This window comes from Bradyrhizobium sp. WSM2793 (genome assembly GCF_000379585.1).
Classification (GTDB): Bacteria; Pseudomonadota; Alphaproteobacteria; order Rhizobiales; family Xanthobacteraceae; genus Bradyrhizobium.
The window spans coordinates 258,465-265,218 of record NZ_KB902835.1 but is presented as its reverse complement, the minus strand read 5'-3'; the positions used below and the strand labels follow the sequence as shown (position 1 = coordinate 265,218).

At 63.0% G+C, this 6,754-nt stretch carries 3 protein-coding genes; all 3 read right to left on the bottom strand.

The window, feature by feature from the left end; translation table 11 throughout:
• The coding region (locus tag A3AS_RS0140705; protein ID WP_018323164.1) for a glycosyltransferase family 41 protein at positions 1 to 1,886 on the bottom strand (1,886 nt) is incomplete at its 3' end.
• A gap of 162 nt (positions 1,887 to 2,048) precedes the next feature.
• Positions 2,049 to 4,274: a tetratricopeptide repeat protein gene (locus A3AS_RS0140700; protein WP_018323163.1), complete on the bottom strand. Its 2,226-nt coding sequence runs from the start codon at positions 4,272 to 4,274 to the stop codon at positions 2,049 to 2,051.
• A 115-nt stretch (positions 4,275 to 4,389) separates the two neighbouring features.
• Positions 4,390 to 6,663, bottom strand: a complete 2,274-nt coding sequence (locus A3AS_RS0140695) for a tetratricopeptide repeat protein (protein WP_018323162.1) — start codon at positions 6,661 to 6,663, stop codon at positions 4,390 to 4,392.
• Between the last annotated feature and the right edge of the window lie 91 nt (positions 6,664 to 6,754).

Below are 6,754 nucleotides of genomic sequence, written 5' to 3'. Positions count from 1 at the left end.
GAAATATCGACTTGCGCGAAGGTCCGCAGATGATCCGCCCGCCCTGACGAGCCCAGGCAGGTGATGTTCTGTTCGGGGATGCCCTGGTTCACGAGCCGCGCAAGAAGACCGTCGCGCAGCATGGGATCGTCAAGCAGCGTATGCTTGATGATGATCCTGGATCCGGGCACCTCGCGCATCGCCCTCGACCACACGCGGATGGCCTCATCCGAGATCTTGGAGATGCGATTGAAAACGCCAAAGGTCACATGGCCGTTGCGGAGCATGGGAAGCTCCGAAGCAGGCACATCCAGGATGGGATCGATCGTGATCAGGCAAGGTAGATCGCAGACCTTTTCAGCCAGTAGACCACGGGCCGATTCCGGAATGAAGATCGGATCGGCGAGCACGTAGTCCATGGTCTGAAGGCCGGTGCCCGTGGCATGTCCGAAGCCCGTGACCTGGATCGGGGCGGGCTTGCGGGCGAAGACCGGGAGCCTGTTGCCGGTCGTATGCCCTGACACGTCGATCAGGATATCAATCTTGTCAGCCTCGATACGATCGGCCAGTTCGTCGTCCGAAAGCTGCCAGGCGTCGACCCAGACGTCCGCCAGCGACTTGAACTTGGCGGTCATCTCATCTCGTACCGGCGAGCACGAATAGCAGACGATCTCGAACTTGGCGTGATCATGGTGGCGCAGCACCGGCAAAAGACCGAACGCCGCTGAGTGGTACCAGAACTCGGCCGCGACATACCCGACCACGATCCGTCTGTCAGGATCGAGTTGTCGGGGTGCGTGCGTCCTCTGCGCCAATCTGGCGCCGATCGCATCCCCCCAGGATTTGCGCGCCGCTTGCTGGATCGCGAAATCGGCGTCGGAGAGAAAGTCCAGAAAATAGATCTTCCGCGCGAGCAGGTCCGGCTGGTCCGGCGCGATTGCGAGCGCGGCGTCGAGATGTTCGATTGCGGCTGCGATTTCGCCCTGGTTGGCAAAACAGGAGCTCAGCAGCGCCAATGCGATCGCCGAGCGCGGATTTTCTTCGAGCAAAGCCGTGCAGGCCAGGATCGCCTGCGCGGTATTACCCATGCTCAACGCGACTTCCGCCTTCCCCCGCAACGCAATTTCGAGCTTCGGTGAAAGCGCAAGGGCTGCGTCAAAATCCGCCGCCGCCTGTTCCAGCCGCGACAGCGCAAGATTGAGCCGTCCGCGGTGCGCCAGGAGCTTCGCCGAACCTGGCCTGATCGCGAACGCCGCTGCGAGCGCGGCTTCCGCCTCGTCGTAATGCTTGAGCTCGATCCCGACCACGCCCTTGCCGATAAGGGCTTCGGCGTGACGCGGCTGAAACAACAGAGCGCGCTCGAAACTCTGCCTGGCGCGGTCAAATCGGCCCAGCGCCAGCTCGGCGAGGCCACGATTGCAGAGCGCATCGGCATTGTCGGGCTTCAGGGCGATGGCGCGGTCGTACAGCTCGATGGCCTGTTCGGGCAGGTTCATCTGAAGCAAGGTATTGCCAAGGCCGGCCAAGGCCGGCGCAAAGTTCGGCTTCAGCGCGATCGCCTTTTCCTGACAGGCGCGAGCGGCGTCAAATTTCTGAAGGGCCAGATGCACTGCCGCGAGATTGTTGTGGGCCTCGTGCGAGCGTGGCTCGATCGCGATTGCGCGCTCCAGCAGCTGCTGCGCCTCCTGCAGCCGCCCGCTTTGTTGCACGCTCAAGCCGAGCAAATGCGTAGCGTCGAAATGATCCGGAACGGCTTGCACGATCTGGCGGCAAAGCGCCTCGCTCTCCGCATATCTACCCTGGCCATAGGCGCTCGCCGCTGCGGAGATGATACCGTCGGCCTGCTTCTTCAATTTCTTCTGCAACCGCGCATTCTGGAATGCGCGCGCGCCGGCGCTGCTCTGCAAGATGTCTCTCCGGGAGATGGTGCTCGGCGAGTCTAGCTGATTCGCGCAGTTAGCCTGACGGTCGGCGAGACCGGAAATTACCCGGGATATCCCGGGCCCGCGCTGGACTGTCCTGGCTCAGGAACCGCTGGGCGCGCCCGCCTCGCCGGCGACGGCGTTGCCTCACCCCGCAGCGGCGGCACAATAGTCGCGCCAGAACTGACGATAACCCGCTTCGAGCTCACGCGTGTAGATCTCGACATTGCCGGCTGGCGAAGCTGCGATCCGAGCCGGTAGGCCCGCGCGCAATTTAGCCAGATGCTCGGGCTGCGACGCAAACTTGCGGGCGATCTCGACATAGCCGTCGTCATCCTCGGCGACCCAGTCGTTAAGCCCGACCGCCGCCACGATGGCGCCGCCGGCACGCGATGAGGCGCCATGACCGAGCTTGGCCACGACAGGAACGCCCGCATAGAGGGATTCCCAGGTGCTGATGCCGCCATTCTGCGGGAATGGATCGAGCGAAATATCGACTTGCGCGAAGGTCCGCAGATGATCCGCCCGCCCTGACGAGCCCAGGCAGGTGATGTTCTGTTCGGGGATGCCCTGGTTCACGAGTCTCGCAAGCAGGCCGTCGCGGATCATGGGATCGTCAAGCAGCGTATGTTTGATGATGATCTTCGATCCGATCACCTCGTGCATCACGCTCGACCACACCCGGATCGCCTCGGCCGAGATCTTGTTGACACGGTTGAACACGCCGAAGGTCACATGGCCGTTGCGGAGCATGGGAAGGTCCGACGGCGGCACATCCAGGATCGGATCGATGGTGTTGAGGCACGGCAGGTCAAACACCTTTTCGGCCAGCAGATGCCGTGCCGATTGCGGAATGAAGACGGGGTCCGCGAGCACATAGTCCATGGTCTGCATGCCCGTGCCCGTCGCGTGTCCGAATCCGGTGGCCTGGATCGGAGCCGGCTTCCGCGCGAAGACCTGCAGCCTGTTGCCGGTCGTGTGGCCCGAAACGTCGATCAGAATGTCGACATGGTCGGCCTGGATGCGATCGGCGAGCTCGTCGTCCGAGAGCTGCCACGCATCGACCCAGACGTCCGCCAGCGACTTGAAGTTGGCGGTCATCTCGTCTCGTGACGGCGAGCACGAATAGCAGATGATCTTGAAGTTGGTGTGATCATGATGGCGCAGCACCGGCAGCAAAGTCAGCCCCGCCGAGTGCTGTCGGAATTCGGAAGCGACATAGCCGACCACAATCTGCTTGTCCGGATCGAGCGGCCGCTTCGGCAGCGTCCGCCGCGGTATCCTGGAGCCGATCACGTCCCACCAATCCCATCGCACCGCCTGCTGGAGCGCGAAATCGGCCTCGGCACGGAAGTCCTGCAAGAAGATCTTTCCCCGGATCGCATCTTCATAGTCCGGCCGGATCGCCAGGGCGCGATCGAGATATTCGATCGCGGCGTCCATGTCCCCCTGGTTCGAATGAGCAAAGCCCATCAGCGCCAGCCCTGTCTCCGAGCGCGGATTTCGCTCGATCAAGGCCGCAGCGGCCGCTATCGCCTGCGCTGTCTTTCCCATCACGAGGCAAGCCTGTGCCTTGCCTCGGAGAGCCAGTTCGAGCTTGGGCGAAATCGCAAGCGCCGCCTCGAAATCGGCGATCGCCGGTTCCATGCGCTGCAGCTCGTAATTGAGCCGCCCGCGTTGCGCCAGTATCTTCGCCGAAGCGGGCCTGATTGCGAGCGCCGCCGCGAGAGCAGCTTCCGCATCATCGTAATGCTTGAGCTCCAGGCCGACCACCGCCTTGCCGACGAGCGCCTCGACATGGCGCGGCTGAAACAACAGCGCGCGCTCGAAGCTTTGCATGGCAGGGGCAAACCGGCCCAGCGCCAGCTCGGCCAGACCACGATTGCAGAGCGCATCGGTATAATCGGGCTTCAGCTTGATGGCGCGATCGTACATCTCGATCGCCTGTTCGGGCAGGTTCATCTGAAGCGAGGTATTGCCGAGGCCTACCAGAGCCGGCAGAAAATTCGGCTTCAGCGCGATCGCCTTCTCCTGACATGTACGGGCGGCCTCGAATTTCTGAAGGGCCAAATGCACAGCCGCGAGATTGTTATGGGCCTCGTGCGAACGCGGATCGATCGCGATCGCGCGCTCGAGCAATTGTTGCGCCTCCTCCAGGCGCCCGCCCTGTTGCGCGCTCAGGCCGAGCAGATGCGTCGCGTCGAAATGATCCGGAATGGCTTGCAGGATCTGACGGCAGAGCGCCTCGGTCTCCGCATGTCTGCCCTGGCCATAGGCGCTCGCCGCGGCAGCGATGATGGCGTCGACCTGCTTCTTCAATTTCTTCTGCAACCGCGCATTCTGGAATGCGCGCGCCCCGGCGCTGCTCTGCAAGATGTCTCTCCGGAAGATGGCCCGTGGCGAGTCTAACTGATTCGCGTTCCGGGCCGGCCGGTCGGCCGGAGCGGAAATCCCTCCGGGCGTTCCGGGGCGTGTTGCAGGATCCGGCTCAGGAACCGCCGGATGCGTCTGCCCCGCTTACCGCAGCGTCGCCGCTTTCCGCGCCTGCGGCACAATAGTCGCGCCAGAACTGACGGTAACCCGCTTCGAGCTCACGCGTATAGATCTCGACATTGCCGGCGGGCGAGGCTGCGATCTGAGCCGGCAAGCCCGCGCGCAACTTCACCAGATGCTCGGGCTGCGACGCATATTTGCGGGCGATCTCGACATAGCCGTCGTCATCCTCGGCGACCCAGTCGCCGAGACCGACGGCGGCCACGATGGAGGCGCCGGCACGCGAAGAAGCTCCAATGCCGAGCTTGGCGACGACGGGAACGCCCTTGTAGAGGGATTCCCAGGTGCTGATGCCGCCATTCTGCGGGAACGTGTCGAGCGAAATATCGATCTTGTCAAAGGCCATCAGGTGATCGTCGCGCGAGGTGGTGCCGAGGCACGTGATGTCCTCCTCGGCAATGCCCTGCGCGATGAAGCGTGCGATCAGGTTATCGCGCAGCAAGACATCATCGAGCAAACCATGCTTGAGGATGATCTTTGATCCCGGCACCTCCCGCATGATGCGCGACCACACACGGATCGCATCATCCGAGATCTTGTAGATGCGGTTGAACACGCCGAAGGTGACGTAGCCGTTGCGGAGCATTGGCAGTTCGGAAGGCTGCAGATTGGTGACCGGCTCCATCGTGATCAGGCACGGCAGATCGTAGATTTTCTCCGGAAACAAATGTCGAGCCGATGGCGGAATGAAAATGGGATCCGCGAGCACGTAGTCCATGGTCTGCATGCCCGTGCCCGTCGCGTGTCCGAAGCCGGTTGCCTGGATCGGAGCCGGCTTCCGCGCGAAGCATTGCAGCCGGTTGCCGGTGGTGTGGCCCGAAACGTCGATCAGGATGTCGACATTGTCGGCCTGAATGCGATCGGCGAGTTCGTCATCCGACATTTGCCAAGCGTCGACCCAGACGTCCGCCATTTGCTTGAACATGGCGGTGTACTCGTCCGCTCCCGGCCAGGAGTAGTAGCAGATGATCTTGAACTTGGCGTGATCATGATGGCGCAACACGGGCAGCAAGGTGAGCCCCGCCGAGTGTTGCCGGAATTCGGCCGCGACATATCCGACCACGATCTGCTTGTCCGGATCCAGCGGCCGCTTCGGCAGCGTCCTTTGCGGAATCTTCGAGCCGATCGCATCCCACCATGACTTTCGTACAGCCTGCTGGACCGCGAAATCGGCATCCGCGAGGTAGTCCAGCAGGAAGATCTTGCCTCTGATCGCGTCTCCATAGTCCGGCCGGAGCGCCAGCGCACGATCGAGATATTCGATCGCAGCGTCCATCTCTCCCTGGTTCGAATAAGCGAAGCCCATCAGCGCCAACCCCATCTCGGAGCGCGGGTTGCGCTCGATCAAGGTCGTCGCCGCCGCCATCGCCTGCGCGGTCTTTCCCATGACGAGGCAGACCTGAGCCTTGCCCCGAAGGGCCAGTTCGAGCTTGGGCGAAATCGCAAGCGCCGCATCGAAATCCGCCAGCGCCTCGTGGAGGCGCTGCAGCTCGTAACTGAGCCGCCCGCGCTGGGCCAGGATCCTCGGCGCGCCGGGCTTGATCGCAAGCGCCGTGGCTAACTTGGCTGCCGCCTCCTCGTGGTGCCGCAGCTCCATGCTGACCATGCCGCTGCCGACGATGGCCTCGGCGTGACGCGGCTGAAACAGCAGGGCGCGATCGAAGCTCTCCTTGGCGCGCATGATCTGCCCAAGCACGAGTTCGACCATGCCGCGATTGCAGAGCGCGTCGGCATAATCCGGTTTGACCTTGATGGCGCGCTCGTGCATTTCGAGCGCCTGCTCGTACAGCCCCATATGCATCAGCGTGTTGCCGAGATTGGTCAGCGCCACCGCGAAATTGGGCTTCAGCGCGATCGCCCTCTCCTGGCAGCGCCGCGCGTCCTCGTAATTGCCGAGGTCGAAATGCACGGTCGCGAGGTTGTTATGGGCATCGTGCAGGCGCGGATCGAGCGCAATCACGCGCTCCAGCAGCTGCTGCGCCTCCTCGAAGCGCCGGCCGTCATGGGCGCACATGCCGAGCAGGTGGATGGCGTCGACGTGATCCGGAAGGGCTTTCAGGATTTCGCGGCACAGCGCCTCGGTCTCGGCATATCGGCACTGGCCATAGGCGTTCGCCGCAGCGGCGATGACGGCATCGGCCTGCTTCATCAATTTTTTCTGCAATCGCGCATTCTGGAATGCGCGCGCGCCGCCGCCGCTGTTCTGCAAGGTGTCTCTCCGGAGGATGCCCTGAGGCGAGTCTAACTGATTCGCAGCCATGGCCGGCCGGTCACCCGGCCGGCAGCGACTCCGGGATTTC